25 protein-coding genes are annotated in these 26,607 nt (G+C 52.6%); 7 read left to right on the top strand and 18 right to left on the bottom strand.

All coding sequences use genetic code 11. The annotated features are described in order from the left end of the window. The first annotated feature begins 106 nt into the window (after positions 1 to 106). Positions 107 to 1,426, top strand: a complete 1,320-nt coding sequence (locus CLV58_RS11760; protein ID WP_106138003.1) for a caspase family protein — start codon at positions 107 to 109, stop codon at positions 1,424 to 1,426. An 88-nt stretch (positions 1,427 to 1,514) separates the two neighbouring features. Here CLV58_RS11760 and CLV58_RS11755 read toward each other — a convergent pair whose 3' ends face one another. The 4 genes from CLV58_RS11755 to CLV58_RS11740 form a co-directional block, all read right to left on the bottom strand. Continuing rightward, a complete protein-coding gene (locus tag CLV58_RS11755) occupies positions 1,515 to 2,990 on the bottom strand; it encodes a tetratricopeptide repeat protein (RefSeq protein WP_106138002.1) in 1,476 nt (491 codons plus the stop codon). Between the two features lie 67 nt (positions 2,991 to 3,057). Continuing rightward, positions 3,058 to 3,813: a zinc ribbon domain-containing protein gene (locus tag CLV58_RS11750; protein WP_106138001.1), complete on the bottom strand. Its 756-nt coding sequence runs from the start codon at positions 3,811 to 3,813 to the stop codon at positions 3,058 to 3,060. Positions 3,814 to 3,851: 38 nt separating this feature from the next. Beyond that, positions 3,852 to 4,952: a Nif3-like dinuclear metal center hexameric protein gene (locus tag CLV58_RS11745; RefSeq protein ID WP_106138000.1), complete on the bottom strand. Its 1,101-nt coding sequence runs from the start codon at positions 4,950 to 4,952 to the stop codon at positions 3,852 to 3,854. 44 nt (positions 4,953 to 4,996) lie between these two features. Next, positions 4,997 to 5,818: a fumarylacetoacetate hydrolase family protein gene (locus tag CLV58_RS11740; RefSeq protein WP_106137999.1), complete on the bottom strand. Its 822-nt coding sequence runs from the start codon at positions 5,816 to 5,818 to the stop codon at positions 4,997 to 4,999. A gap of 262 nt (positions 5,819 to 6,080) precedes the next feature. On the opposite strand from CLV58_RS11740, the gene recO reads away from it, so the two are divergent. Together recO and CLV58_RS11730 are read left to right on the top strand one after the other, a co-directional pair. Beyond that, complete coding sequence (recO, locus tag CLV58_RS11735; RefSeq protein ID WP_106137998.1) at positions 6,081 to 6,773, top strand: DNA repair protein RecO; 693 nt, start codon at positions 6,081 to 6,083, stop codon at positions 6,771 to 6,773. 15 nt (positions 6,774 to 6,788) lie between these two features. Continuing rightward, positions 6,789 to 7,142 carry a DUF1493 family protein gene (locus tag CLV58_RS11730; protein ID WP_106137997.1) on the top strand — a complete coding sequence of 118 codons (354 nt, stop codon included), beginning with the start codon at positions 6,789 to 6,791 and terminating at the stop codon, positions 7,140 to 7,142. On the opposite strand, the gene lptB is transcribed toward CLV58_RS11730, so the two are convergent. Next, positions 7,139 to 7,870, bottom strand: coding sequence for an LPS export ABC transporter ATP-binding protein (lptB, locus tag CLV58_RS11725; protein WP_106137996.1), 732 nt, complete (start codon positions 7,868 to 7,870; stop codon positions 7,139 to 7,141). The genes CLV58_RS11730 and lptB overlap by 4 nt on opposite strands. 139 nt (positions 7,871 to 8,009) lie before the next feature. Here lptB and CLV58_RS11720 point away from each other — a divergent pair, with 139 nt between their 5' ends. After that, entirely contained in the window at positions 8,010 to 9,236 is a 1,227-nt protein-coding gene (locus CLV58_RS11720) for a DUF2252 domain-containing protein (RefSeq protein WP_106137995.1), read from the top strand. Positions 9,237 to 9,281: 45 nt separating this feature from the next. On the opposite strand, the gene recJ is transcribed toward CLV58_RS11720, so the two are convergent. Further along, complete coding sequence (recJ, locus tag CLV58_RS11715; RefSeq protein ID WP_106137994.1) at positions 9,282 to 11,027, bottom strand: single-stranded-DNA-specific exonuclease RecJ; 1,746 nt, start codon at positions 11,025 to 11,027, stop codon at positions 9,282 to 9,284. A 40-nt stretch (positions 11,028 to 11,067) separates the two neighbouring features. On the opposite strand from recJ, the gene CLV58_RS11710 reads away from it, so the two are divergent. Then, positions 11,068 to 11,490: a DUF2141 domain-containing protein gene (locus CLV58_RS11710; RefSeq protein ID WP_106137993.1), complete on the top strand. Its 423-nt coding sequence runs from the start codon at positions 11,068 to 11,070 to the stop codon at positions 11,488 to 11,490. An 86-nt stretch (positions 11,491 to 11,576) separates the two neighbouring features. Here the strand turns inward: CLV58_RS11710 and CLV58_RS11705 are convergent, their stop codons facing one another. From CLV58_RS11705 to CLV58_RS11685, 5 genes are all read right to left on the bottom strand, one after another. Beyond that, complete coding sequence (locus CLV58_RS11705) at positions 11,577 to 13,652, bottom strand: BatA domain-containing protein (protein WP_106137992.1); 2,076 nt, start codon at positions 13,650 to 13,652, stop codon at positions 11,577 to 11,579. A gap of 71 nt (positions 13,653 to 13,723) precedes the next feature. Next, complete coding sequence (locus CLV58_RS11700) at positions 13,724 to 14,425, bottom strand: metallophosphoesterase (RefSeq protein WP_106137991.1); 702 nt, start codon at positions 14,423 to 14,425, stop codon at positions 13,724 to 13,726. A gap of 239 nt (positions 14,426 to 14,664) precedes the next feature. Beyond that, positions 14,665 to 17,949, bottom strand: coding sequence for a translation initiation factor IF-2 (infB, locus tag CLV58_RS11695; RefSeq protein WP_106137990.1), 3,285 nt, complete (start codon positions 17,947 to 17,949; stop codon positions 14,665 to 14,667). Between the two features lie 148 nt (positions 17,950 to 18,097). After that, the gene (nusA, locus tag CLV58_RS11690) at positions 18,098 to 19,342 is read right to left on the bottom strand and encodes a transcription termination factor NusA (RefSeq protein ID WP_106137989.1); all 1,245 of its coding nucleotides are present in this window, start codon (positions 19,340 to 19,342) and stop codon (positions 18,098 to 18,100) included. Positions 19,343 to 19,397: 55 nt separating this feature from the next. Then, positions 19,398 to 19,907 (bottom strand): ribosome maturation factor RimP, encoded by a 510-nt coding sequence (locus CLV58_RS11685; protein ID WP_106137988.1) that lies wholly within the window; start codon positions 19,905 to 19,907, stop codon positions 19,398 to 19,400. A gap of 192 nt (positions 19,908 to 20,099) precedes the next feature. On the opposite strand from CLV58_RS11685, the gene CLV58_RS11680 reads away from it, so the two are divergent. Next, positions 20,100 to 21,218, top strand: a complete 1,119-nt coding sequence (locus CLV58_RS11680) for an endonuclease/exonuclease/phosphatase family protein (protein ID WP_106137987.1) — start codon at positions 20,100 to 20,102, stop codon at positions 21,216 to 21,218. 13 nt (positions 21,219 to 21,231) lie between these two features. Here CLV58_RS11680 and CLV58_RS11675 read toward each other — a convergent pair whose 3' ends face one another. The 5 genes from CLV58_RS11675 to CLV58_RS11655 form a co-directional block, all read right to left on the bottom strand. Then, positions 21,232 to 21,642 carry a molybdenum cofactor biosynthesis protein MoaE gene (locus tag CLV58_RS11675; protein ID WP_106137986.1) on the bottom strand — a complete coding sequence of 137 codons (411 nt, stop codon included), beginning with the start codon at positions 21,640 to 21,642 and terminating at the stop codon, positions 21,232 to 21,234. 42 nt (positions 21,643 to 21,684) lie between these two features. Next, entirely contained in the window at positions 21,685 to 21,933 is a 249-nt protein-coding gene (locus CLV58_RS11670; protein WP_106137985.1) for a MoaD/ThiS family protein, read from the bottom strand. A gap of 124 nt (positions 21,934 to 22,057) precedes the next feature. Further along, complete coding sequence (locus tag CLV58_RS11665) at positions 22,058 to 22,405, bottom strand: hypothetical protein (protein WP_106137984.1); 348 nt, start codon at positions 22,403 to 22,405, stop codon at positions 22,058 to 22,060. A 63-nt stretch (positions 22,406 to 22,468) separates the two neighbouring features. Next, entirely contained in the window at positions 22,469 to 23,491 is a 1,023-nt protein-coding gene (locus CLV58_RS11660; protein WP_106137983.1) for a S1C family serine protease, read from the bottom strand. Positions 23,492 to 23,496: 5 nt separating this feature from the next. Beyond that, entirely contained in the window at positions 23,497 to 24,063 is a 567-nt protein-coding gene (locus CLV58_RS11655; protein WP_106137982.1) for an RNA polymerase sigma factor, read from the bottom strand. Positions 24,064 to 24,204: 141 nt separating this feature from the next. Here CLV58_RS11655 and CLV58_RS28645 point away from each other — a divergent pair, with 141 nt between their 5' ends. After that, complete coding sequence (locus CLV58_RS28645; RefSeq protein WP_211300850.1) at positions 24,205 to 24,417, top strand: hypothetical protein; 213 nt, start codon at positions 24,205 to 24,207, stop codon at positions 24,415 to 24,417. Between the two features lie 122 nt (positions 24,418 to 24,539). On the opposite strand, the gene CLV58_RS11645 is transcribed toward CLV58_RS28645, so the two are convergent. Continuing rightward, a complete protein-coding gene (locus CLV58_RS11645) occupies positions 24,540 to 24,719 on the bottom strand; it encodes a hypothetical protein (RefSeq protein ID WP_106137980.1) in 180 nt (59 codons plus the stop codon). 119 nt (positions 24,720 to 24,838) lie between these two features. After that, on the bottom strand, positions 24,839 to 26,581 hold the full coding sequence (locus CLV58_RS11640; protein ID WP_106137979.1) for a RagB/SusD family nutrient uptake outer membrane protein: 1,743 nt from the start codon (positions 26,579 to 26,581) through the stop codon (positions 24,839 to 24,841). Positions 26,582 to 26,607: the final 26 nt, after the last annotated feature.

Here is a 26,607-nt window from a genome sequence, read left to right as displayed (position 1 = left end):
CAGTCAGTGGTTGCCACTGAGAGGTCATGTTTTTGTTGCTTGGTCGCTACAAAGTTGACCTGACTACCAGCTTTTTAGATTCCCCAACACACTCTAAGGATACCACATTATCTTTAAAATAAATGGTAATTCTGAAAGTATAACAGATTTACTTACTGAATTTGACGAACGAATAAAAGGATATGACGCCAGTATTTTTTATTTTGCTGGTCATGGCTTTGAAGTAAAGGGTGAAAACTATTTAGCTTTCACAGAGTGTCAAATTGATAGTTTGAATGAGTATCATTGTCGACAAACTTGTATTCAGTTAACAGACTTATTAAAGATTTATAAAAAAAATCCTGATAAAGTAAATATTGCTATAATAGATGCTTGTAGAAAAAGTTTTGAAAGAGGTGGGATTATTGCCAATAGCCCTATTCAGGCCCCTAGAGGGTCTTTGATTGCCTTTTCTACGTCTCCTAATGAGGGAGCCAGCGATGTTGGATTTGAAGGTCATAGCATTTTTACTGGAGCTCTTTTAAACTATGTGGGAAGAGAACATTTATCAGTAGAGGAACTCTTTAAAAAAGTAAGAAAAACAGTTTACAATGTTAGTGGGGGGAAACAAACAAGCTGGGAACATACTTCGTTGATTGGAGATTTTTATTTTAATACAGGTCAATTAACTCATTCGCAAATGATTCCCTATTCTGAGGAAGTTGTAAAAGATGCAAAATATTCTAAAAATGATGATTTCGGATGCCTTATAGCTAAAATAAAATCATACGACTGGAATATTCAGAATCCTGCTATTTTAGAAGTCCTTCGGATTAAACTGTCTAAACTGGATAAAAACCAGCAGTTTGTATTAGGTAGAAATATATTGCAAGCTAGTGGGGCGGCAAACGAAGCGAAGATTTTTATGAATTCATTGCCATCCAGTCTAAGGAAATATCAAATAGATGGAGAAAATCATGTGCTGAATGGAATTCTTTTTGAGATTTACTTTGATTCTCGAGGGGAATTTAGAAAAAGTAATACTAAAAAGTATTTTATAGATAAAATATTGAATTTACGTAAAGATGAAACTTTTTATAAGTCGTTCTCTTTTTTATCTAATTTGCTTCATACTGTTGACTACAACTTGATATATATACCTGGTTCTATAGATGAAATAATCGATATCGACGTTATTGCAAATGTTGAAACAGTGACGAGTGCTTCGGGGAAAGAAATTGAATATCAAGTTATAAGCAGACTAACATTTAATTCAGTCGATATTTTGAATGATATCTACAAATATAATGTCCGAGGTAAGGATGATTTATATTTAAAAGAAATATTAGGAAATTTTTTGACTGCTCCCGCTGAATTGATCCATATACATTCAAATATAGGACTGAAAAAAATAATGATTTCGAAGGACTTAGAAGATGATTTTTAGTAATAGCATATGAATTTGGTGAAGGACGTAATTGTGATTTAGACAGGTCTATTTATCCTGGAAAATTAATGCTACTATTGAAAATATTTTACAACCCACTCAGCCCCGCTCTAGCTTTGTTATCAATGCTGTTTTTGTATTCGTGATTTTTCTGGGCGAGGGCTCTCTGGAAGAACGACCGTGCTGTGGTGCGGTCGTTTTTTTGTTTGTAGATGTAGCCCAATTGCAGGGCTGAGGATGCGCCGAAGGAAAGGGGGGCTTCGTCGTAGGCATCGCTTAGGGCTAAGGCCCGCACGAAGTAAGGGATTGCTGCGTTGGCCTGATTCCGGCGTTGCAGGATTCGGCCCATGCGGTAGTTGAACTCGGATTTTTCGGGTAAGCCCACAAACCGGGCTTCGGTGTACGGGCGTAGGTAGGCGAGGGCACTGTCGAGAAAGCCGCCGTCGCTGGCAAGTCGCGCCCGCATTAGGACGGGTTGATTGGGGGTAGCGCCACGCTTCAGATAAATCTCCGCAAACCGTTGGGCCGCCTTGTCCGATTCCACCGTGGTGCGTCCGCTGCTGACTACCCGTTCCAGAAATGGCCGGCTTTGACTATCCGGGTAGCCCGCCAGCCAATGACACAGAAATCGTTTGTACTGCGAATCCTTGCGAAAGTTTTGTCCTTTGTATTCTGTTAGAAAGCGGGCGAAGTGCGCATCGGCGGTAGCGTACTGGCCTTTTTGCAGGTAAATGTCACCCAGAATGTTACTGACGATGGGAAGGGGAAGATAGGCCGGGCCGGTGGGGCGGCTGGTCAAATACAGCAGCGCTTGTTCACTATTCCCGCTTTTCTGCTCGATCGTCGCGCCGAAGAAATGCAGCAGCAGATTGTCGGGTGAACGGGCGATGAGCTGACGGAGCGCCTGCTCGTCGGCGGGGGTAAACGTAAGTACATAAGCCCGAACCATCAGATCGATAAGCTGCGCTTCCAGGCCAAAGACGGGGTCCTGTCGGGCACGGACGAGCATCTGTTGGCCATCCGCGATACTGCCCCGCAGGCCCAGGAGCCGCGCTACCCACGCATACGATTCCGGTACCGACCCAATCATCACGTAGAGCGTACCCAGCGATTTGTAGGTCGGCAGGAAGTCGGGGAACAGTTTCCGGTTTTCGCCGAGGAGCCGGTACGCTTTGATGACGTCCCAACTGGCGCTCATCTCCCGGCCAAATTTCAGTTTGCAGAAGGCCCAGTGAAGCCGCACTTCGGCCTGCATCACCCGTTGCCAGGGCGACGAGTCCGGTAGTTTTTTCAGGGCGTCGAGCCGTTCTTCTTCCCGCTTGCTGAGTTCGGCGAAGAGCGCGTCATTGTCCGACGTTGTCAGCGTCAGCATGTCGGCGTAGTCGTCCAGAAAAAGCTGGATGCCGGGTGACTGCGTAGCCGGTTCGCGCGCTATCGTCTGGCGGGCCGGTTGCACCTGCAACTGTTGCATCTGCGCGAAGGCACGTTGCAGGCCGGGTGTCCAGGCGAAATCCTGCGCCTGCGCCAATCGGGCAATCAATACAAAAAAAACGACCAGCCGCATAGGTTGAAAAAAGCGAAGGCCGCCACCGGGCGACCTTCTGAGCATACAAAAAAACTGGCCTGGACGACTACCGGCCACGGCCCGTCGTTGCTGGCTCGGGAACACCTTCTACGTCGGCGAAAATCCGGCCGCAGTGTTCGCAGACGATGATCTTCTTTTTGTCTTTGATGTCGGCCTGTCGCTGTGGTGGTACCACGTTGAAGCAGCCACCACACGCACCGCGTTTCACCATCACGACAGCCAGGCCGTTGAGGGCGTTGCCACGGATTTTACGGTACGAGTTCAGCAGGCGCGGTTCAACCCCGGTAGCCTGCTCGTCGCGCTGCCGGATGATCTCTTTCTCTTCCTCCTGACTTTCTTCGTTGATCTGATCGAGTTCCTGCTTTTTCGCTTTCAGGTCTTCTTTCCGCTCGTTCAGCAGGCTCTGCGTGTTTTTGATTTCTTCGTCTTTACCACGGGCCCGGAATTGGGCTTCGCTGATCCGCTTGTCGGCAAGTTCGATTTCCAGCGACTGCAACTCAACCTCTTTCGAGATCGCGTCGAATTCGCGGTTGTTGCGCACGTTCATCTGCTGATCCTTGTACTTGGTAATCAGCTTTTCGGCGTCTTTCTTTGCCGACCGGTTCCGCTCGATTTCTTCCTCCAGCGCCTTGATTTCGCCTTGGAATTTGCCGATCCGGGTCTCAAAACCAGCGATATCGTCTTCGAGGTCACGCACTTCCTCGGGCAGACCACCGCGGATTTTTATGAGTTCATCGAGTTGCGAGTCGAGAGATTGCAGGTGCAGCAGAGCGTCCAGTTTTTGCGCAATCGTTAGTTCCATTCGGAGCGTTTGTTAAAGTATATAGTGGCTGACCGGGGTCAGACGTAGTACCGTACGGGATTTGTGTCCGTTTCGGAAAAAATTACCGCAAAAGTAGTGAATTTTTCGGCTAAACGGCGGATTAATAAGTCTTTCGTGAATACTTCGCTCTCGTAATGACCAATGTCGCAGATGACGATCCGGCCGTCGGCGTCGAAGAACTCGTGGTACTTGTAATCGGCGGTGACGAACACGTCGGCGCTCGCCCGGACGGCATCGTTGAGCAGAAAGCCGCCCGCCCCCCCGCACACCGCAACACGCTGCACCGGTCGACCCAGCAGGGCCGTGTGCCGAATCAGGGGCAGGTTCATGCGTTCCTTCAGGTATGCCAGCCAGTTTTGGTCTGATACCGATTGAGGGAGTTCACCGACAACCCCCGATCCAACCGTCTGATCGGCGTTTTCGAGCGCGTAGAGATCGTAGGCAATTTCCTCGTATGGGTGCGCTTTGCGCAGGGCCGCCAGTATTGTCCGCTGCTGATGGGCCGGAAAGATGACTTCGATGCGGTGTTCGGGCTCGCGGTGGTAGTCACCGATCGAACCGAGTACCGGGTTGGCACCGTCGCCCGCCTGATAAGCACCCGTTCCTTCAACCCGAAAACTAGCCCGGCTGTAGTTGCCAATGTTGCCGGCCCCGGCTTCGTGCAGCGCATCGAGTACGCGCTGTGTATCGGCTACCGGTACAAACGTGGCTAGCTTCATCAGGGTCTTCGTTTTCGGAGCCAGAATGCGCACGTTCTGCAAGCCCAGTTTCTCCGCAATCATGAAGTTGACACCCCCCGTCACGCTGTCGAGGTTGGTGTGTGTCGCGTAAATCGCTACGTCGTTCTTGATCGCGCTGATAACCGTGCGTTCGACATAATTGCTACCGTTCAGCTTCTTCAGCCCTTTGAATACGATCGGATGGTGGGCTACGATCAGGTTACAGCCTTTCGCAACGGCTTCGGCGACAACGGCTTCCGTACAGTCGAGCGTAGCCAGAATACCCGTAACGGCCGTATCGGGATCACCGACAAGCAGTCCGGCATTGTCGTACGATTCCTGATAGGCGAGGGGCGCGAACGATTCAAGAAAAGCGGTTACGTGGCGAATGGTTGGCATAGGGAGCGCGTATGGTGACGTGCAAAAATGCACATTCCCGGTTGTTATTGCTGTACCGGATTCGACAGCGTACCAATGCCGTCGATGCTGATGTTGACCTGATCGCCCGGTTGCAGCGTAAACGAATCAGGTGGGACCAGTCCGGTGCCGGTCATGAGGAAGCAGCCGTTGGGGAAGGAGCATTCGCGGTACAGAAACGAGACCAGTTCGGTATGCTGTCGCTTCATCTGACTGATCGTCAGGTCACCCGAAAATACGGTTTCGCCCGCCCGTTCGATGGTCAGGTGCATCAGCGTATCAGGGTCGATGGGTTGCTCGGGAACGTACAGGCAGGGGCCAAGGGCGGCACTACCGTCGTAGGTTTTGGCCTGGGGCAGGTACAACGGATTTTCGCCTTCGATGCTCCGCGAACTCATGTCGTTGCCGCAGGTGTAGCCCACAATCCGCCCCGACGAGGTGATAAACAGGGTCAGTTCCGGTTCGGGTACGTTCCAGGTCGAATCGCGCCGGATACGTACTGGAGCGCCGGGACCAACTACCCGCTCGGCGGTCGATTTAAAGAACAATTCGGGCCGTTCGGCATCGTAAACCCGATCGTAAAAGTTGTCGGCACCGGCCTTCTTCGATTCTTCCATGCGGGCGTCGCGGCTCCGCAGGTAGGTAACGCCCGCTGCCCATACCTCCTGCCGCCCGACAGGGGCCATCCGCTGCGTCGGTTCAGCCGTAATTGATGCAGTAGTAGTCAGCTGGATCAGGTAAGCGTGGAGATCGTCGCGGTTGATCAGCTTATCCCAGTCGGCGTCAATCTGAAAAAATTGCTGATTTGCTTCGAGGACAAGGCCGGAGGGCGTTTTATACAGTTTCATACGAATACGTTTGCCCTTAGAAAAGAAGACGGGTCCGTACGTTTACTTGACAAATTGCTTACAAAGCAGGTTCTATTGAAAATACACGCAATCGGTTAACCCGAAATCCGCACGTATCGCCGGAATTTTCTTTAGCAATGTGTATCTTAGTAAAGGAGAATGATGCGTGATACAACGTAGTCGAAGCGGATCAAGAGAAAGCAAAAGCGGCTTCATTGGTGTTATCTGCTTATCAGTTGTCCTGTAATCCTGCCGAGTACCAATGCTGCAAAAGACACGGGGAATTGCCCTCAGTTATATCCGTTACCGCGAAACGTCCATTATCTCCCGTGTGTATACCGAAGACTTCGGGCTTCAAAGCTATATTGTCAACGGGGTGCGGTCGGCGAAAAGCAAGAGCAACCGCATTGCGCTGTTTCAGCCGCTGACATTGCTCGATATGGTCGTGTACTACAAAGCCGACCGGGAGTTGCATCGGTTGTCGGAAGTGAAAATCAGCCACCCCTTTCAAAGTCTGCCGTTTGAGGTTACAAAATCGACGATTGCGCTCTTCGTGACCGAGATGCTGAACAAGGTGCTGAAGGAAGAAGCGGGCAGCCCGACGCTGTTTCAGTTTCTGGTCAATGCGGTGCTGTTTCTGGAAGAAGCCCGTACCAATTACGAGAACTTTCACCTGTCGTTTCTGCTCAAACTCTCGTTTTTTCTTGGGTTCGGCCCGGAGTCGGCGCGGGAGTTTGAAAACCAGCTGCGCGAGCATTCGGTACCGTTCCTGCCCGACGAGACAACGGAGAAAGCCCTGAACAGCATCCTGCGGCACCCCATTGGTACCCCCGTCGAACTAAGCCGGGCTGCCCGCAATGAACTGCTCGATGCGCTCGTTGCCTATTACCACGTTCATATCGACTCACTTGGTGAAGTCAAATCACTACCTGTCTTGCGCGAAGTACTGGGCTAAATCTTGTCACAGCACATGCACGAAGAACCTGTACAACGACCCACGTTTGACGAGTTTACGCTATTTATTCGTGAGGTCGTCGGCTACCCGAACCGGAAGGCAGTAACGCCCGAAACGCTGTTCGAAAACGATATGGGCGTTACGGGCGACGATGGTGTCGACCTGCTGGAAGCGACGGAGAAACGGTTCAACACAGACTGGACAGATTTTCGAGCCGTATTTAACCTGAAACCCGACGAATACCTGTTTGGCCCCGAGGGCTTCGGCTTATTTCCGCTATGGTGGCTTGGAATCGGCCGAAAACCGATCATCCGCCCACTGACGGTCGGTGAACTGTACGCGGTTGTCTGTCGGACGATGCGGGCTTAAATCTTGCGTTTCAACTCGAAACTCTGACCCAGATACAGCCGGCGAACCTGTTCATCGCTGGCCAGTTCTTCGGCAGTACCCTGTTTGAGAATTTTACCTTCAAACAGCAGGTAAGCCCGGTCGGTGATCGACAATGTCTCGTTCACGTTGTGGTCCGTAATCAGAATACCGATGTTCCGGTGTTTCAGCTTGGCGACAATGCTCTGAATGTCTTCTACCGCAATCGGGTCGACACCGGCGAAGGGTTCGTCGAGCAGGATGAATTTCGGGTCGACAGCCAGGGCGCGGGCGATCTCCGTCCGGCGACGCTCACCCCCTGATAACACCTTGCCTTTGTTTTTACGGACGTGTGTCAGGCTGAACTCGTTGAGCAGTTCTTCAACCTTATCCCGCTGTTCGCTCTTGGGCAGGTTTGTCATCTGCAACACGGCCAACACGTTTTCCTCAACGGTCAGATCGCGAAATACCGAGGCCTCCTGCGCCAGATACCCCAGCCCCAGCCGGGCCCGCTTGTACATGGGCAGGTCGGTAACGTCGGTTTGATCGATATACACTTTCCCGCTGTTGGGTTTCACCAGGCCCACAGCCATGTAGAACGAGGTCGTTTTACCGGCTCCGTTCGGACCCAGCAGACCCACGATTTCGCCCTGCGCCACCTGATACGATACATCGTTGTTGACGTAGCGGGAGCCGTATTTTTTAACCAGATGTTCGGTTCGTAGAATCATTTATATAGCAGCCGGCTAGTAGCGGTATAAGTCAGTACCAATTGCTAGCTTGTTAGGCACAAAGTTCCGATTTATCGGCGGGGTTTACCAGTCCATCGGCCGAACAGTATCACCCGGCCGCCGTTAATTAACAAATCTTATGAATCGCTTATCAGTTCCCGACCGCATCCGCCTGTACAATGCCGACCGTAATCCCCGGTTCGTGACGTACAAATATGCCGCCATGCGCGAAAACGTGTTTCGCTTCTTTCGCGGTACCAGCCATCTGTTCAACGACGATCTCGGCGCAGAGCCGCTTATCGGGCAGGCCCCCCGAACCTGGAACGTCGGCGACCTGCACATCGAAAACTTTGGCTCGTTCAAAGCCGACAACCGTGTCGCCTACTTCGATCTGAACGATTTCGACGAGAGTATACTGGCACCTAACCTGGCCGATCTGGCCCGCATCACCTGTAGCCTGTTTGTGGCGGGAAGTACGCTGGAACTGAACGAAGCTGAGGTCGGGCAACTGGTCAGAACACTGACTGACACCTACGCGCAGACCCTGGCGAAAGGCTACATCCGGTCGCTGGAGCAGGATACGGCCAGGGGCATTGTCGGTCAGTTTCTGCGGAAGGTCGAGTTTCGGAAGCGCCGGTCCTTCTTGAAAAGTCGGTTGCACTACAAAAAGCATGGAGTTCGCTTTCGGAAGCATGACCCGCGCACCAGCCCGGTCGATGCAGAGACCCGCCGGGCTGTTGAGTTGGCCGTACACGTGTGGGCGCAGACGCAACCCGATCCAACGTTTTTCGACGTACTGGACGTAGCACACCGGCTGGCCGGAACAGGTAGCCTGGGAATCGATCGGTACATACTACTTGTCAGGGGGTGGGGTAAACGAGGAAAGGAGTACCTGCTTGACTTAAAGCAGGCTATGCCATCATCGCTACAGAATCAGCTGGCTGAGTACCAGCCAGCATGGTCCAGCGACGCACAGCGAATTGTGGAGGTGCAGAAACGAATACAGGCAGCCTCGCCGGCTTTGCTGCATCCGCTCATCTTCCCCGATGGTACATCGTATGTACTGCGTGAGTTGCAGCCCGTCGAAGACCGTATTGCCCTGGCGGGTCTGGTTGGCAAGCCCCGTAAACAGATCAGCCTGATGACGACGATGGGTCAGCTATGCGGCTGGGGGCATTTGCGCGCCAGTGGGCGGCAGGGCTCGGCCACTGCTGATGAATTGATTGCGTTTGGGCAGGAGTCGGATCGTTGGCAACAGCCGCTTATCGAGTACGCGTGGGACTATGCACAGCAGGTTACCGCCGATTATCGGGCGTATTGCGAAGCGTACGATCAGGGCTTTTTCCGCCCAGATTTGATAGCGTAATCCCAGACCTAAACGGTTTTAAAAAACCGTTTAGGTCTATTAGCATTACTCGCACTTGATGTCTTTCAGCATCAGCTGTAGCGACACCGTACCGTTGAACGTATTCTGGTCGACCTGGTAACAGATGGCAAATGGCTTGCGGGGTTGGAGGAGTTGCGCGTAGTGAGCCATACCAAAACCGATAGCCGTAAACTGATGACCAGTACGCTCCTGCTGCACCTGAATTTTCAAATGCTTCTCCTTCATGATCGTCGGCTCGGTAACCAGGTACACATCCTCCGTGACGAAAACCGGCTGCATGTTGTGCGGCCCAAAGGGACCCATCTGCTTCACAATGCGGTATAGTTTGTCCGTAATCTCGCTAAAGTCGAGCGGCAGGTCGATGTCGATCAGCGGAGTCAGGTGCTCCTCCCGGATACGTTGCGAGACCACGGTTTCAAACTTCTTGCGGAATGCATCGACGTTGTCGACGGGCAGCGTCATACCAGCGGCAAAGGTGTGTCCGCCAAACTGTTCGAGTAGGTCGGCGCATTCCTCAATGGCTTCGTACACATCGAAACCCGGTACCGAGCGAGCCGACCCAGCCACTTTATCGTTCGACTGCGTCAGAATAATGGTTGGTCGGTGGAAGTGCTCGATGCAGCGCGACGCGACAATGCCGATAACGCCCTTGTGCCAGCCGGCATCAAACAACACCGTCGATTTAGCCCGGAGCAGCGTTTCGTCCTGCCGGATCATCGACAGGGCCTGTTCGGTCATGGTACTGTCGAACACGCGCCGGTCGCTATTGTGTTTGTTGATGGCAAAGGCGAAATCGTCGGCTTCGTCGTCCGACTCGGCGAGCAGCAGTTGAACGGCTGCTTTGGCGTGTTTGATGCGACCTGCCGCGTTGATACGGGGGCCCAGACCAAAGACGAGGTTGGTCAGGTCGAGGGCGTTCCGGAAGCCCGCTACCTTAATCAGGGCCTTCAATCCCGTTCGTGGCTGACTGTTGATCTGCTTTAGCCCATAATAGGCCATAACCCGGTTTTCACCCGTCAGTGGAACAATGTCTGACGCGATACTGACCGCGACCAGATCAAGGCTGGGGTAAAGCGTGTCGAGATCAATACCCTGATCCAGACAGAAGGCCTGCAACAGCTTGAACCCAACGCCACACCCACTCAGCTCTTTGTATGGATACTGGCAGTCGCTGCGCTTGGGGTCGAGTACGGCAGCGGCATCGGGTAGTTCGTCGCCAGGGCGGTGGTGGTCGCAGATGATAAAATCAACACCCAGTGCCTTGGCTTCCGCTACCCGATCCACCGATTTAATGCCGCAGTCGAGGGCGATGATAAGCGTAAACCCATTTTCGGCGGCCCATTCAATACCCTGTTTCGAGATGCCGTAGCCTTCCTTATAGCGGTCGGGAATGTAGAAGTCGAGCTGATCGTGGTACCGGCTCAGAAAACTGTACACGAGGGCAACCGACGTTGTTCCGTCGACATCGTAGTCGCCATAGATCAGAATTTTCTCCGGCTGCGGACGTTGCAGTGCTTTTTTCAGACGTGCCACGGCCCGGTCCATGTCGCGCATTGCGAACGGATCGTGCAGGTGCGTAAATTCAGGCCGGAAAAACAGACGGGCTTCATCAAACGTTGTGATACCACGCTGCACCAGCAAACCAGCCAGAAATGGGCTTACGCCAAGCGACGCCGTTAACGATTCGATAGCCGAACGGTCGGCAACAGAATCGGGGACTGGTTTAACGAGCCATCGTTTAGCCGGTGGTGGCGGAAGCTGTGTTATCATATACGCAAGATAATTCCGTTTTTACAAAAACCCGATGTCTATGATTCGCTTACTGCTTACGCTTCCCTGGTTGATGACTGCTGTTACGCCGGTTGACCATGCGCCCAAAACCAACCTGAAAATTGAGATCAGCAACATCGAGCAGCAAAAAGGCAGCATTCTTATTGCCGTGTTTAAACCGGGCGAAGAATTTCCTGAAGGCAAGCCGGTTGAAGCGAAAAAGGTGAGTATCACGGGGTCAACTGCAACGGCGACCATTCCGCTCGAACCGGGGCAGTATGCTGTCGCGCTCTTTCACGACGTGAACAGTAACAACAAGATGGATAAAAACATGCTGGGTATTCCAAAGGAGCCGTATGGTTTTAGCACGAATTTCAAACCCAAAATGTCGAAGCCAACATTCAGTGACTGTCAGATTACCGTCGGCGGAGCGGAGAAGACAATCAATATCAAGCTGATTTGATTTTTAGAAGAAAGAGAAAAGACGTAAGAAGAAAGAAGTGGGCGAACACCAGTCTTTTTTCTTACGTCTTTTCTCTTTCCTCTTATTTATTCCCTCATCAACCGGACCAGCCCGATTTCCAGGAGCAGGAAGCCAAGTGCGGCTATGAGAAAATACTTCCAGAGACTCTGCCCCAGATTTTCGCGTTCCAGTACCTGCACGAAATCGCCGTCCTGTATACTGTCGAACACCTCGACATTGGGCTGACTGGCAAATGCCTGTCGAAGCTCGCTGGCCGAATAAAAAGCCAGGTTCGACTCCTGCCGACCGGGGTTGAAAGCCAGCAGGCGTTCGGTACGGCTCTGACTGTCCTGCAACTGATAATAACCGCCTTCGATCGTTTGGCCCTCCGCCAGTTCGCTGCTCTTGGGTAATTCCAGTTGGAGTTGATTACCGGTGAGCCGCTGTACCGGAATGATGTCCAGTTTGTCGTGCTTCAGGCGATACACCGCCCGTTCTGATGTGTTCTTGACGGGGATTGTGATCAGCCCTTCATCGAATGAATAAGCCGTTCGCTGCGCCCGTACACTCAACGCGGCCATTTTGTACATGACCGGTACGAACAGCGCATGTTCAGCCAGATTCCCGTACGTTGCCGAGAGGGGAGAAGCCAGCATGTAGACCGTACCCGCCCCCGCCCGCGACTGCGTCAGCATTGGTCGACCGTCGCGCAGGGCAAGTAGTCGGTTACCGGCACTCCATCGCCAGACGGGTGCGGCCGAGGGCATGTTCAGCGGTTCCGACTGGTAACTGCGTTGAAAGACATCCTGAAAAAATGGTATCCGGCGATCCGGCTCAGCCAGTGGAACGGTGGGCACGGCAATGCCCGGCTGACTGGCAATGGGCTGCACACCACCGATACCCAAAGCGCTCAAAAAAGGACCGTACACAGCCGCATCCGGCTTGTCAGGTGGAATAATGGTCAGACTCCCGCCCTGTTGCACGAAGCGCTGCAACTCGGTGCGCAACGTACCCGACACCTGTTCAACACCTTCCAGCACCACAAGATCTGTTTCTTTCAGCTGACCTACGTCGAAATTCTGCGCATTGTAGCTGCGCCGGACAAACAGACTGTCGTTGGCGTAGACCGTATTGATATAATCGCGGCCGGTAGCTGTGCCGGACAAGTGCAACACCCGGACGGCGGGCGACGCTTCAATCACGAAAAAATACTGATTGTCGAACGTAATCGGGTAATCATCGAATACGATCCGGCCCCGGTGATAGCCTTTCGATGTGACGTTGATATTCAGCGAAACCGTAGCCGATCCGCCGGGAGGTAAGGTGGCCGATACAGTCGAGGTTTGCGCGTCATCCAGGTACAGGCGCACGGGCAGGTTTTTGACAGCTTCCTGTCCGCTATTTGTCAACGTTACGTTCAGGCTGTTGTTTTGTAGTTCGCGGATGAACGGTGTCGCCAGCCAGACCGAATCCACAAACACGTTCTTGGTTGCCTGCGCGTCGAGCGGAACGATGAATAAGCGGTCGGTCGTGTCGATGCGCAGTTTTGATAAATCGCCGGCTGTACTTTTCTGGAAATCGGAAAACCAGAACAGCTGATTCCGGGCGTTTGCATTGATGCTACGGAGCAGGTTGCGCTGCCGCCGATAGACCGATTCCAGCGAGCGGGGCGTGTGCGCAAACCGGATCGACGTAACGCGGTCACGTATCGCTTCGGCCGTCGCGGGTTGCTGTTCTGCGGCTGAAAAATCATTGGTTAGCAGTTGGAGCGAAGTCGCGTTGCGGAACAGCGTGAGCAGTTCATCCAGCTTGCTGATGGCGATGTCGAGGTAGCGTTTTTCGCTACGCTCGTTCTGCATGCTGTATGAATTATCGACGTACAAACTCGTGACGCCCTGTCGCGATAAACCCATCCGATTTTTGCTTGGAATGAACGGTTGAGCGAAGGCCAGCACCAGACATATTACGAACAGACAGCGGCAGGCCAGCACCAGCCAGTGTTTGAGCCGGCGAAACGACTTTGTTTCGGTCTGTACCGCGCGCAGTAGCTCGATATTGGAAAAATAGACCCGTCGGGTGCGTCGAAAGTTAAACAGGTGAATCGCAATGGGCAATGCCACGGCTGATAAACCGATCAGGAAGGAAGGATATAGGAAATTCATTCAGGTTGCTTTCGGCAGACGTCTACCCGTAGTAACGAAGCGGGGTAAGCGTTTGGTTTAGGACAGGTAATTTACGTCGGAATTGTCAGCCGGAAAAAGTCTGTTTTTGCGCCCAGTACATCGGTATACGTAATCGACGCCGTCTCATTGCCAATGGTTTGAAAAGCAGGCGTAGGCGTATGCCCAACAACCTGATGAAAGCCAGCCAGCAAATCAACAGACGTTTCGGTTCGATCGGCCCATACCGGCCCCCCGACCGGCGACGATCCACCCCGTTTCGGGCCCACCTCGAACAAATACTCGCGCATGATTGCATGCTGGTAGAGATCGTTCAAAAAGCCGGCCATGTCGTCGGTCGGGCCGAGCACTCGTTCTGATTGCCCTGTATGACTGAGCAGCCGGGATAGCCACGTAGCCGACACGCCGGCATGGGTATATAAAAGAGTACCCTGCTGATAGGCAATTTGAAACAGGGCCTGGTTCTCCCGAAAAAGTTTGCTTAGCGTTGGTTGTACCGCCGGGTTAAAACCGGAGCAAGGATACAACGGGTAGTAGAGATACTGAATGTCGTGATTGCCGACCAGCAGCGTTACCCGATCCTCGTTTTTCTTTTTGTACCGGATGATGGCTTCCAGGTTAGATATAACCTCATCGTCGTCATAGAGCATACTATCGACGTAGTCACCGAGGAAAATGACGTGGTCAGCGTCGTCTAATGGCGCATTTCGCCATACATAACGCCCATGAATATCGCTGATACTAAGAATGTTCACTGGTCTATACGTACTGGTTTGTGTGGATGTTCTGAATGGTGATTGTAGTCTGAACCACTGATTCTGCTGACTAGTATGATTGCACTGATTGCTTAAGCTATAGCCGAAAGAGATAACGTTGACTTTCGTAACAAGATGCATTGACTCAGAACATAGCAAATAAAAAGACCGTTGGGCCACTGCTCAACGGTCTTTTTAAATCTGGGAAATCAATAAATCAGACGAATCAGTGGTCCAGACTAAAGTGTCCGTTTCACTTCTTTCAGTTCGAAGCTTTCGAGTACATCGCCCACTTCAATGTCGTTGAAGTTTTTGATGCTCAAACCACATTCGTAACCCGAACGTACTTCGCTGACGTCGTCTTTGAAGCGTTTGAGGGCGCTGATTTCGCCCGTATGAACCACGATGAAGTCGCGGATGATACGGATCTTGTTATTACGTTTGATCAGACCGTCAGTGACGTAGCAACCGGCTACCGTACCAACTTTGCTGATCTTGAAGACTTCACGTACTTCGATGTTACCGACGATCACTTCCTCAACAGTCGGTGCCAACAGACCTTCCATGGCATCCTTCACTTCGTTGATGGCGTCGTAGATGATCGAGTACATCCGAATTTCGATCTGTTCCTGCTCGGCTAGTTTCCGCGCGCTGGCTGATGGACGAACTTGGAAGCCGACGATAACCGCATCCGACGCCGACGCCAGCAGAACGTCCGATTCAGAAATCTGACCGACTGCCTTGTGGATGATGTTGACCTGTACTTCTTCGGTTGACAGTTGCAGCAACGAATCGGAAAGGGCTTCGACCGAACCGTCCACGTCTCCTTTTACAATCACGTTCAGCTCTTTGAAGGTACCGATCGCTTTCCGGCGGCCAATCTCTTCGAGCGTGATGTGTTTGCGGGTACGCAGCGTCTGTTCACGCAACAGTTGCTCCCGTTTGTTCGCAATCTCACGGGCTTCACGCTCCGTTTCCATCACGTTGAACTTGTCGCCAGCCTGCGGTGCGCCCGGCAGACCAAGAATCTGAACCGGTTGTGCCGGACCTGCTTCTTTAATCCGTTCGCCCCGATCATTGGTCATGGCCCGAATACGACCGTAGTGTGCGCCAACGAGCATTACGTCGCCCTGACGCAGCGTGCCGTTTTCGACCAGCACGGTCGATACGTAGCCCCGGCCCTTGTCGAGTGAGGCTTCGATAACCGTACCCAGTGCCCGGCGGTCTGCGTTAGCTTTCAGTTCAAGCAGTTCGGCTTCCAGCAGGACTTTTTCCAGCAGGTCGTCGACGCCCATACCAGACTTCGACGAAATCTCCTGCGCCTGGTATTTACCGCCCCATTCTTCAACGAGCAGGTTCATCGACGCCAGTTCGGTACGGATCTTCTCCGAATCGGCACCCGGCTTATCGACTTTCGAGAAAGCGAATACAATGGGTACACCCGCTACCTGCGCGTGGTTAATGGCCTCGCGGGTTTGTGGCATGACGCTGTCGTCGGCCGCGATTACGATGATAACGACGTCGGTTACCTTCGCACCACGAGCACGCATGGCCGTAAAGGCTTCGTGACCCGGTGTATCGAGGAAAGTAATCTTCCGGTCGTCGGCTGTTTTAACGCTGTACGCACCGATGTGCTGCGTGATACCACCGGCCTCACCGGCAGCTACTTTCGCCCGACGAATGTAATCGAGCAGCGATGTTTTACCGTGGTCGACGTGCCCCATGATCGTGACGATCGGCGCACGGGGCGACAGATCTTCCGGTGCATCGGCTTCTACATCGACACCCGCTTCGGTTTCGTCTTCGGCGGATACGAATTGTACGTCGAATCCAAATTCATCGGCAATAACCGTAATCGCTTCGGCGTCGAGTCGTTGGTTTATCGACACGAACATACCGAGGTTCAAACAGACCGAGATCACTTCGTTGATCGACACGTCCATCAGCGAGGCAAGGTCGTTGGCCGATACGAACTCGGTTACTTTCAGGATTTTTGCTTCCAGCTCCTCCTGTTCGTTCAACAGACGGCGATCTTCTTCCCGCTGATTCCGGCGGTCACGACGACGGTCGGCACCCCGGTTGGGCTGGTTGCCCTGCATCCGGGCGTTTGTCTGTTGAATCGACTTCCGAACGTCAGCTTGCGACGGCGCTTCCCGGCGGTTGTTCCGGTTGTTGTTGCCGCCAGCATTGTTACCCGTATTATTACGACCACCGCCCCGGTTAGCATTGGCGTTGTTCTGATTCTGACCGCCCCGGTTTGCGTTGGTATTATTATTCGTGCCTGCGTTCTGGTTCTGACCACCGGATGTGGGTTGTCCCGAATTCCGATTGCCATCACGAGCTGGCCGGTCATTACTCTGTCCGTCGCGTGGGGCTCTGTCGTTTCGAACGTTGGCGTTACCCTGACCTTGTGGTTGGTTACCACCGGGTGCTGCTGTACCGCCGACAACGCCGTCGCGGCCACGAATACGTTTCCGTTTCTTTTTATCAGCGTTACTACCACCACCGCCCTGACGGGGGTTATTCACTGGTAGTTCAATCTTACCCAGAATCTTCAACCCACCCAGCTGATGGCTACCTGCTGCCCGGATTGTTTCGGTAGGCTGGTCGGCCGCTGGCGTCGTAGCAGCGGGAGCCTGCGGTTGCGACGCTAGCGTTGCGGCAGGAGCAGGTGTTGAAGCCGGAGCTGGTACCGATTCTGTTTTTGCTACCGGTGCCGGTGCAGCTACCGGTGTTGTCGATGGCGTGGCCGGTTGAGCAGCCGGAGCTGGTGTTGCTTCGACTTTCGGTGCCTGAACCACGGGGGCTGCCGGCTGTGGAGCCGGAGCTGTTTCGACAGGTTTGGGCTTTGGTGTTTCAGCCACTACCGGAGTTGGTTGGGGCGTCGCTGGCTTCGGCTCTACTTTCGCCGGGACTGGCTCTACGGGTGCCGCAACCGGCTTCGGCGTTTCCGAAACGGGCGCTGCTGGCGCTGGTGCCGATTGAACAGGCTTTGGCGTATCAACGACGGGTTTGGCTGGTTCAGCAACAGGTTTTGCCGGCTCAACCGGCGCTTTTGCCGCTGGAGCGGGCTGCGCAGAAGGTCGAGCCTCGCTGGGCCGGGTCTCGCCAGGCCGGGCATTCAAATCGATTTTACCAATGACCGTAAGGCCGGGCAGGCCCGTGGGAGCGGTCTCGGTAGCTGGTTTCTGAGGGGCTGGGGCGGCAACCGGTGTAGCCGGTTTCGCTTCTGCGTCAGAACGGCGCGCGTCATCACGACGGTACAAAACGACATCATCCTCCTGGCGACGTGGCGACTCCGCAACCGCAGCAGGTGCGGGCGTTTCGGGTCGGCGCGTTCCGTTCAGGAGTTCCGTTGATTTATACTCTTTCGCTAACACCTCCAACTGCTCTGTGTTGATTTTGGTGTTAGGATTAATTTCCACCTTAAACCCTTTGGCAGACAGACTACTCGCAACAGAGGACAAGCCTTTGTTGAGAATTTTTGCCACTTGGCTTAGGCGCATTGACTTATCTTCTGCCATATTATCGGACTATATTCGGCAAATTTAATGGTTGCTGATATGGTATGAACACGAGATCGTACAATATAAATCCCGTTTTGCGAATAATGGACCGGAATGACACCCGCACGTAACGACTTTCTGCTTTGCCGGGTACCTTTTCTACGGCCTATTCGAACTCTTGTTTGAGAATATTCAGAATCTCGACAACGGTATCTTCTTCCAGATCGGTTCGGCGGATAAGCTCTTCCGGGCTAAGGGCCAGCACGCTTTTCGCGGTGTCGAGACCCACTTTCCGTAACTCTTCGATCATCCAGCTATCGATCTCATCGGAGAACTCCATCAGATCGACGTCCTCGTCGTCTTCCTGTCCTTCGTTGTCGCGGAACACGTCGATTTCCATGTCGACCAACCGACCTGCCAGTTTGATGTTCTGACCACCTTTACCAATGGCGAGCGACACCTGATCGGGTTTCAGAAAGACGGAGACCCGTTTGGCTTCCCTGTCGATGGTCATCGAGCTAACCTTCGCCGGACTCAGCGCGCGGCTGATGAGCAGCTCAAGATTCTCGGTATAGTTGATGACGTCGATGTTTTCGTTGCCCAGTTCACGTACGATACCGTGAATCCGTGACCCCTTCATACCAACGCAGGCACCCACCGGATCGATCCGGTCGTCGTACGATTCAACGGCTACCTTTGCCCGCTCACCCGGCTCCCGCACGATTTTGCGGATCGAAATGAGACCGTCGTAGATTTCGGGTACTTCGATTTCAAACAGCCGCTCCAGGAATACGGGCGACGTACGCGACAGGATAATCTTGGGCGTCCCGTTGTTCATGTCGACCCGGCTGATAACGGCTTTGACGGCGTCTCCTTTGCGGTACCGATCTTTGGGAATCTGCTCCGTGCGGGGCAGGCTTAGCTCGTTACCTTCCGGGTCGGTCAGGATGATCTCGTGCTTCAGCATCTGATACACCTCGGCACCGACCAAATCACCAACCTGATCTTTGTATTTCTGGTACAGGAGTTCCTTCTCCATGTCCTTGATGCGCTGGATGAGCGTCTGTCGGGCTGTCTGCACAACCCGCCGGCCGAAATCCTCCAGCTTTACTTCCTCGGCGACCTGCTCCCCAATTTCGAAGTCATCCTGAATTTTGCGGGCTTCGGCGAGGGGGATTTTGTCATAATCCCAGATGTCTTCCGAATCGTCATCTACGATTTCGCGTGTCCGCCACATTTCTAGATCACCGCTTTCCGCGTTGATGATTACGTCGAAATTTTCGTCGGTCCCGTATTTCTTGCGAATCATTGTCCGGAAGACTTCTTCCAGAATGGCGATCATAGTGGGCCGATCAATATTTTTCGACCGGGCGAAATCGGCAAACGATTCGATTAATAATCCACTGGTCATAGTTGTATTGTGTAGTTTATAGTCGGTAGTATGTATGGGCTAGGTAAACGGTTACCTAACTGAATACAATCTCTACCGTTGCTTTTTTGACCTGCTCGTACGGTAGGGGCGTGGGGCCACTCAGCCTGACGATCCCTGCTTCCGCTTCTTTCTTTTGTTTTGTCTTCGACAGTGCTTCCGGAACGATGTCGAGCACAAAGCCCGTCTCATCGGCCGACAGCAGTGTACCCCGATGTTGTTCCCCGCTAACCAGCGTGACTACCAGCTGACGGCCGATGTTTCGTTTATACTGACGCGCAAACGTCAGCGGAAAATCGACCCCCGGCGAGGAGACTTCGAGCGTAAACGGCGCATCGTCAAATAAGTGATGCTCCTCCATATCGTTGCCCAGTTGACGGCTGATCGTGGCGCATTCATCGATACTGATGCCCGTGTCACTATCAAGCAGGATTGTCACTTTGATGCGACCACCCCGGCGTCCGGCTACCTGACAATCAACGATATAAAACTGATCGTTGTTGAGGTAGGGCTGTAACAGGTTTATGATTTGTTCGTTGTCGTTCATAAAGTAAGGCTAACAAAAAAGGGAGTCCCGACTCCCTTTTTCTACACATTGCCATACGGTATTTGCTCGGCAAAGGTAGTGCATTTTTCCACGATTTACAAACCTACAGGCCCGTCGTAAAGTCGTATATAACCGTTTACCCTTATTTTTGGCCTATACACGAAACGGCACGCTGACTGCTGTGATCATTCTATGTCTACACGTACGCGGGCCAGTCAGTTGATCACGTTTTTTTTTCGATCAATATTCTGGTCTATCAACATCCTGCTGGCATTCTACACCTTGCTGGCTTACTGGCTGCTTTACACACTCAGTATCGAACATTGGCTGGCCGGTATGCTGATGATCTCGATACCGGTGGTATGGCTGATTAATCTGGCGGTGCTACTTGTGTGGGCCTTTACCCGGCCGTGGCGGGTTTGGCTATCAGCAATCGTGGTGCTCATTGGCGTTATTTTGTTCGGCAAACGCACGTTCTCGTGGCATTCGCCTGAACCGGCGACGACCGCATCGGTAAAACTGTTCAACTACAACGTCCAGTCGTTTTACGTCGATAATCAGTTTGACCGCTCAAAACTAATTCCGCAGGTAGTTAATGCCGTTGATTACGTCGTCAACTACGATGCACCGATTAAATGCCTACAGGAACTGACGACCGTTCAGTCCATTCCTGCTTACAATATAAAGCAGCGGATGCTGAAGGCCGGTTATAAATACTCGGTTATCCTGAATCCGACCGAATTGGATAAAGAATCTGGGAACCCGGCTATGGCGATCTATTCAAAATACCCGATCATCCACTCAGACCGGGAAAGTTTTGGGCCACATAACGGTATTTTGTGGGCTAACATCAAGATTGGTAACGATACTATACGGGTCATTAACGTTCACCTGCATTCGATGGGTATTCGGGTTGGTAAGGTGCTGAAACAGCAGGAGATAGCGGGGGTGAAGCACGAAACGCACGGTGTGCTGAGCGCCTTGCGAACCGGATTTATTGAGCGCCAGTGGCAGGTACGGCATGTCGAGCGGCATATTCAGGAAAGTGAGTTCCCTGTGCTGGTCGCCGGTGATTTTAACGACACGCCGTACAGCGTCGTCTACGAACGCATGCGTCGGACGCTACCCAGCAGCTTTGAAGACAAAGGCCATGGTTTTGGCTTCACCTACAACCGTCTGCCGGGTTACATCCGCATCGACAACCAGTTTCACGACCCGCGCCTGCCCGTGTTGAATCTGGAAACGATCAACACCGTACGTTATTCGGACCATTATCCTCTGGCTGGTACGTACGCCTTACCCGGAAAATAAGCACCAGGGATGATCAGGGGTGGGCATTTACCCACGTTTCGCCGTCGGTAAATACTTCCTTTTTCCAGATCGGTACCGTCTGTTTTATGGTATCGATAATGTACCGACAGGCATCGAACGAGTCCGCGCGGTGGGGGGTCGATACGCCGATCAGCACCGCGATCTCGCCGACCCGAAGCGTGCCTTTCCGGTGCACGACAACGCATTTCAGGATGGTCCATTGTTCGCGGGCCTGCTCAACGATCTTGCGCATCTCACTGATCGCCATCCGGTCGTAGGCTTCGTATTCGAGATGGTCGACGGACCGCTGCTGGGTATTGTCGCGTACCATACCCAGGAAAAAATCAATGGCTCCTGCCTGATCGGATTGTAACAGCGTAAGCGCCGATGATACGTCGATGGGATCGGAGGTAATACTAACCATAGGGGAGAAAGGAAGAGGGAGAAATAAGAAAGGCCGCTACGACTAGCCGCCACTAACCGGCGGAATCAGGGCAACTTCATCGGACGAAGAAAGGGCTAGATCAGGTTCGGCGTATTCACCGTTCACTGCAACCATCATCGACCGAATACGGGCTAAATCAGGAAATTGCGCGTGTATGGATTCCAGTAAGTCGCTTACGCGGGCTCCTTCAGTAAGGGGCAGGGTTACGGCCGATTGACCGGTCAGGTCGCGGGTAATACCGAACAGTAAAACGGAAATTTGTGTGTTCATCACCTAAAATTACACAGTATTTGCAAGGGAAGCCAGTACGCGTTGTCGCTAACCAGGATTCTACCGCAATGAAAAAGCCACTTCCTTCGGGAAGCGGCTTTTTCATCTACTATTCCGGAACGACTTACTTGGAGTTATCCAGTTTGCGTTCTGCTTTTTTCATACCCCGGTCGGCTTTGTTCAACGCTTTATTGGTGCCGTCTTTCATGTCCTCTTTCGCATTAGAAGCCGCGTTCGACATTTTGTTACCTACGCTTTTTGCACCGCGTTTGGCAGCGTTGACCGACTCCTTCGTTTCGTTTGCTACGGCCCGGCCCGCTTTTTTCGTTTCGCGACCCGCTTTGTCCATAGCAGCGTCTGCCGTACGACCAGCCTGTTTGGCCGTTTCCTTCGCGTTCTGCTTCGTATCCTGTGCCGAAGCCGCAGCTACGGTCAGCGCCAGCGAGAAAGCCAGCATCATTACTTTTTTCATCTCGTTGTCGGTTCGATAGTACGTGCTTAGAACCAGCTACCGACGGAAATGTTTGTCTTCGTGCTATTGCCTGTGCTTGAATACGCTCACCTGATACACGCAGGCCATCATCCGCTTGATCTGCTGCTTACGCGGTAAGGTCGTGAGCGTATTCTTTTTGTTCAGGCGAAGCGGTTGGCCCTTCAGCGAATCGGTGGGAATGCTGTTGATAGTTTTCAGCAGGTAATCGGTTTTGACCGCGAAGCTTACCCCTTCAGCAGTGGTTTGCTTGCCACTGATGATACCGATCAGATTTCCTTTTTCATTCAGGAGTGGCCCCCCCGAGTTACCCGGGTTAACGCCAATCGCTACCTGGTACGCTGTTGAATCGCCCTGATAGCCCGTGGATGAGCTCAGATAGCCTTCACCGTAAACGATCTCGTCGCGGGGGTAACCGAGTGTGAAAACCCGCTCACCCAAATCGGATGGCCGAGGGTCTATACCGTACGGCACAGCAGTCGACGCCTGCCGGAAGGCCGAATCGTCGCACAACTGAAGAATTGCCAGATCGTGGGGTTGGTCGTTATAAACGACCCTTGCTTTATAAACGGCCCCCTGCTGACTCTGTACATACACCGAATCTGCATCACGAACCGTGTGGTTACTGGTGACCAGGTAGCCGTCAGCGGTCAGCATAAAGCCGGTCCCTGCAATCTGCGCCGACGCAACGGCTGCGTTGAGTGCCCGGCCACGGCCATCCAGATCGTTCAGGATTCTTCGCTGCGATGATTTCACCGCCTGAATTTCCTTGCTCAACTGGCTATACTGCTGCTGCTGTTGCTGGTGACCGTTCTGATAGGAACGATAAACGAAAATGGACGTGAACGTCGTCACGACGGCAACCGAAGCGGCTACGGCCAGTGTCGTACGATAATTCGTCCACCACGAACGCATGGGGGTGGGTTCCGAGCGAAGGTCGTCGGCCTGCTGACGCATAGCATCCATATCGACAGCAGCCTGCACGGCTGCCAGCTTCTGGCGCAACCGAACCCGGTCGCCATAGGCGCGGAGGGCGTTTTCTATTTCCTGCTCGTCGTTCGTTCCCATTATCGTTACTGTTTATACTCTGCAAAAAACAACCGTTTCAACCGCATCAGGCACTTGTATTTCTGCGTCTTGGCATTGTCTGAGTTGGTATACCCAAATTTGTCCGTGATCGCCTGCATACTCAGGTGCCGGATGTAAAAATCTTCGAGCAACGTCCGGCAGGGTTCGCCTAACCGGTCGAGCGATTCTGCCATCAACTCAAACTGCCGGTCCCGTTCTTCATGGTCCGTCATGTCGTCGTCAACGCGTACCGACTGCTCCGTATCGCTGACAATGTAGCGGCCCCGTTGTGCCAGTTGCTTCAGCCACAGCCGCCGGCCAACCGAGTATAGATACGTTTTTAGCTGGCACTGTAACTCAAGCGATCCGGCCCGTACCTTCTCGTATACGACGATGAGGGCTTCCTGATAAATATCCTTGGCGTCATCCTCACTACCGCTGTTGCTGGTGACGAAGTGCAGCACCATCGGGAAGTACTGGCGATACAGCTGTTGCAGGGCCGAGTCCGATCCGTCGGCCAGGCCTAGTAACAACTCATCGTCAGTCAGGGTCGTACGTCTACTTTCCTTCATTACGTTGCTCATTGATTAATACGGCGCGGTGAAAAACGTAACCCAAAAAAAAGATGAAAAATGTTGGGTTACCTTTCCGACTTACCTGTATTAACAGCGACATTGATCTGTTTCACTTAAACAAAATACTCCGATAAAACTATGAAAGCAATCACGAAATCTGCCTTCTTTTTCATGGCCATGATCGCCCTTGCCACCTCGTGCAGCTCGAAAAAGACCGAATCGACCGAAACGACCTCGACCGAAACATCGACGATGGCTGGTGACTCAGCTTCGACGATGATGGGCGATTCGGCTTCGACGATGGCTACGGATTCGGCTTCGACGATGATGTCGGCTGATAGCGCGAAGTAATCGTACTAAGGCACAACTGCCGGTATCTTTTACCGACAACGCTATAAACGTATAAAAGGCTCACTGACGCGTCAGTGAGCCTTTTCATTTTTTGCAAGAGCCAAATTATCAGCCTGTTTAGGCTAGTCTTCTTTTTCGACGGAGCCAGTTGCGTCGTGCTCGTCTTCCGTGCTTTGTTTGCTCTTGTGTTTGCCACGCGACGTCTTGCCTTGGTTCTCGTCGGGCAGATTGGTATTTAGTTCGTACTTCTTGGTTTCGTCGGCCGTATCCCGGACGGTTGGTTGTGGGGCTCCTTTGCTCATAGCGTTGATTCAGTTTGTTACCGAATAAACGGTTACCCGATCATATTGTTCGGACACAAAAGCGCCCCGACGCGGTATGCATCGGGGCGCTTTTACGAATTGGCTTTTGCAAAATCGGCTTAGTAACCGGGGTTCTGTGTCAGGACAGATTTGCCTTGGTAATCAATTTGTAGTTGTGGAATAGGCATATACTCATCCTTTCCTGCCGTGAACTTACCCCCTGCGTAAGCGACCGGTAAACGTGCGCTTTCATAAGCCAAGAAGTTGTTTAGAACGGTAGAGGCTATACCCCAACGAACAAGGTCGAAGAAGCGGTGACCTTCACCTGACAGTTCCAGTTTACGTTCGAATTGAACCGCCGTACGCGCTGCATCTTTACTAGCAAACGCTGTTGTGTACGTGCTGATGACGTAGTTTGCCGCATTGCCGCCCGAGTAGGCTTTAACCCAGTAGGTTGAATTGGCTGCCCGTGACCGCACCTGATTGATGTAGGTACGTGCTGTTTCCAGACTACCAACTTCGATCTCTGCTTCAGCAGCCATTAATAGCACGTCGGCAAAGCGAATGATCTGATAGTTGATCGCTGAATAACCATCGGTCCACGAGCTACCATCGGTGAGCGTTTTGTCCTGCGACTTGTAGAAGACAAATTTCTTCGGCGAGTACGGACCGGCGAAACCCTGGTCACGAATCCAGTCGAGACCGGGGTGGTTTTGCCAGTCGAGGTAGGGGATACCCCGGCGGCCGATCGACCAGTCGAGACGGGGGTCAACTGGACCTGCGTCTGGCGTGAACGACGCGCTGGAAGCAATACCCTGGTCGGTTTTTAATTGATTAGCGCCTGAGTTGTACGAGCCATCGAGCAGCGGTAGACCATTCGACGACGTACGGAATGAGTTCGCTAGTTCGAAGCTTGGTGCGAAGAAGCCGCAGCAACCGGCTGGACCGTTCGAGCCCGTGTTATACGGGAAGTTGAGAACCAGATCAGGGTTGGCATTGTCAGAGCTACCTGTATTAGCGGCTGCCTGCGAAGCAAATACCGATTCCGAGTTGGTTTCCGTAGCTGCGTTGAAAATATCGGTGTAGTTAGCTACCAGCGCATATTTCGTTCCGCCACTTGTCGTACCGCTAGCGATGATTAGGTCGAAAAGTGTTTTCGCATTCGAATATTTCTTTTCGTACATGTACGTCTTTGCCAGGTAAGCGGCAGCCGCCCATTTGTTCGCCCGGCCGACAGCCGTTTGTGTAGCTGGCAGATTGTCGTATGCATACTGGAAGTCCGCTTCAATTTTCGACCAGATATCCGCGTTGTTAGGTACTTTATCGATACCCGTACCGTAGTCTACCGTTTCGTCCACGTAGGGCACCATGTTGAAGGCGCGCTTCAGTTCAAAGTAGTAGTGACCACGAAGGAAGCGGGCTTCGCCCGAGATCCGCTGCTTATCACTGCTCGTTACGTCTGAGCCGGCAGTTGACAGTGCCCGTAGCGCCGAGTTTGCCCGGGCAATGCCTTCGTACATAGCGTTCCACTTACCGTTAGCTTCGCTACTGGTTGGCAGGATCTGGTAGGTTTCATAAGGAGTAATGGCGTTAAAGTCGCCTGAGTTGGAGCCTTTATTGGCATCCCCTCCCGAGATACTACCACGCATCCAGTTGTAGGAGCTGGCGGTCTGAGTAAAGCCCCGTGCATTAAGCTGAGCATAGGACGAGATAAGTAAGCCATCGATACCAGCCCGTGAAGTTAGCTGATTGCTAGCAAGCTGACCCGTCGCTGGAACGTTCAGAAATTTGTCGTTGCAGGCGATGGTAACGCTCACCAGCATCGCTGTGACGACCATACCTTTCACTGTATTGTATTTCATAAGAATAGTATGCTTTTGTAATAAAC

Origin of the sequence: Spirosoma oryzae (genome assembly GCF_003002825.1) — a bacterium.
In the GTDB taxonomy this organism is placed as follows: domain Bacteria; phylum Bacteroidota; class Bacteroidia; order Cytophagales; family Spirosomataceae; genus Spirosoma; species Spirosoma oryzae.
The sequence above is the reverse complement of the archived record's forward strand: the minus strand, read 5'-3'. Positions and strand labels throughout refer to the sequence as shown.

Bases quoted from the DNA above. Each gene is read 5' to 3' on its own strand.
- recJ (WP_106137994.1), bottom strand. From the start codon at position 11,027: ATGATAACACAGCTTCCGCCACCACCGGCTAAACGATGGCTCGTTAAA.
- CLV58_RS11685 (WP_106137988.1), bottom strand. From the start codon at position 19,907: ATGAACGACAACGAACAAATCATAAACCTGTTACAGCCCTACCTCAAC.
- CLV58_RS11755 (WP_106138002.1), bottom strand. From the start codon at position 2,990: ATGCGGCTGGTCGTTTTTTTTGTATTGATTGCCCGATTGGCGCAGGCG.
- lptB (WP_106137996.1), bottom strand. From the start codon at position 7,870: ATGATTCTACGAACCGAACATCTGGTTAAAAAATACGGCTCCCGCTAC.
- CLV58_RS28645 (WP_211300850.1), top strand. From the start codon at position 24,205: ATGAAAGCAATCACGAAATCTGCCTTCTTTTTCATGGCCATGATCGCC.
- CLV58_RS11640 (WP_106137979.1), bottom strand. From the start codon at position 26,581: ATGAAATACAATACAGTGAAAGGTATGGTCGTCACAGCGATGCTGGTG.
- CLV58_RS11730 (WP_106137997.1), top strand. From the start codon at position 6,789: ATGCACGAAGAACCTGTACAACGACCCACGTTTGACGAGTTTACGCTA.
- CLV58_RS11645 (WP_106137980.1), bottom strand. From the start codon at position 24,719: ATGAGCAAAGGAGCCCCACAACCAACCGTCCGGGATACGGCCGACGAA.
- CLV58_RS11680 (WP_106137987.1), top strand. From the start codon at position 20,100: ATGTCTACACGTACGCGGGCCAGTCAGTTGATCACGTTTTTTTTTCGA.
- CLV58_RS11720 (WP_106137995.1), top strand. From the start codon at position 8,010: ATGAATCGCTTATCAGTTCCCGACCGCATCCGCCTGTACAATGCCGAC.
- recO (WP_106137998.1), top strand. From the start codon at position 6,081: ATGCTGCAAAAGACACGGGGAATTGCCCTCAGTTATATCCGTTACCGC.
- nusA (WP_106137989.1), bottom strand. From the start codon at position 19,342: ATGACCAGTGGATTATTAATCGAATCGTTTGCCGATTTCGCCCGGTCG.
- CLV58_RS11745 (WP_106138000.1), bottom strand. From the start codon at position 4,952: ATGCCAACCATTCGCCACGTAACCGCTTTTCTTGAATCGTTCGCGCCC.
- CLV58_RS11750 (WP_106138001.1), bottom strand. From the start codon at position 3,813: ATGGAACTAACGATTGCGCAAAAACTGGACGCTCTGCTGCACCTGCAA.
- CLV58_RS11675 (WP_106137986.1), bottom strand. From the start codon at position 21,642: ATGGTTAGTATTACCTCCGATCCCATCGACGTATCATCGGCGCTTACG.
- CLV58_RS11740 (WP_106137999.1), bottom strand. From the start codon at position 5,818: ATGAAACTGTATAAAACGCCCTCCGGCCTTGTCCTCGAAGCAAATCAG.
- CLV58_RS11670 (WP_106137985.1), bottom strand. From the start codon at position 21,933: ATGAACACACAAATTTCCGTTTTACTGTTCGGTATTACCCGCGACCTG.
- CLV58_RS11710 (WP_106137993.1), top strand. From the start codon at position 11,068: ATGATTCGCTTACTGCTTACGCTTCCCTGGTTGATGACTGCTGTTACG.
- CLV58_RS11655 (WP_106137982.1), bottom strand. From the start codon at position 24,063: ATGAAGGAAAGTAGACGTACGACCCTGACTGACGATGAGTTGTTACTA.
- infB (WP_106137990.1), bottom strand. From the start codon at position 17,949: ATGGCAGAAGATAAGTCAATGCGCCTAAGCCAAGTGGCAAAAATTCTC.
- CLV58_RS11665 (WP_106137984.1), bottom strand. From the start codon at position 22,405: ATGAAAAAAGTAATGATGCTGGCTTTCTCGCTGGCGCTGACCGTAGCT.
- CLV58_RS11660 (WP_106137983.1), bottom strand. From the start codon at position 23,491: ATGGGAACGAACGACGAGCAGGAAATAGAAAACGCCCTCCGCGCCTAT.
- CLV58_RS11705 (WP_106137992.1), bottom strand. From the start codon at position 13,652: ATGAATTTCCTATATCCTTCCTTCCTGATCGGTTTATCAGCCGTGGCA.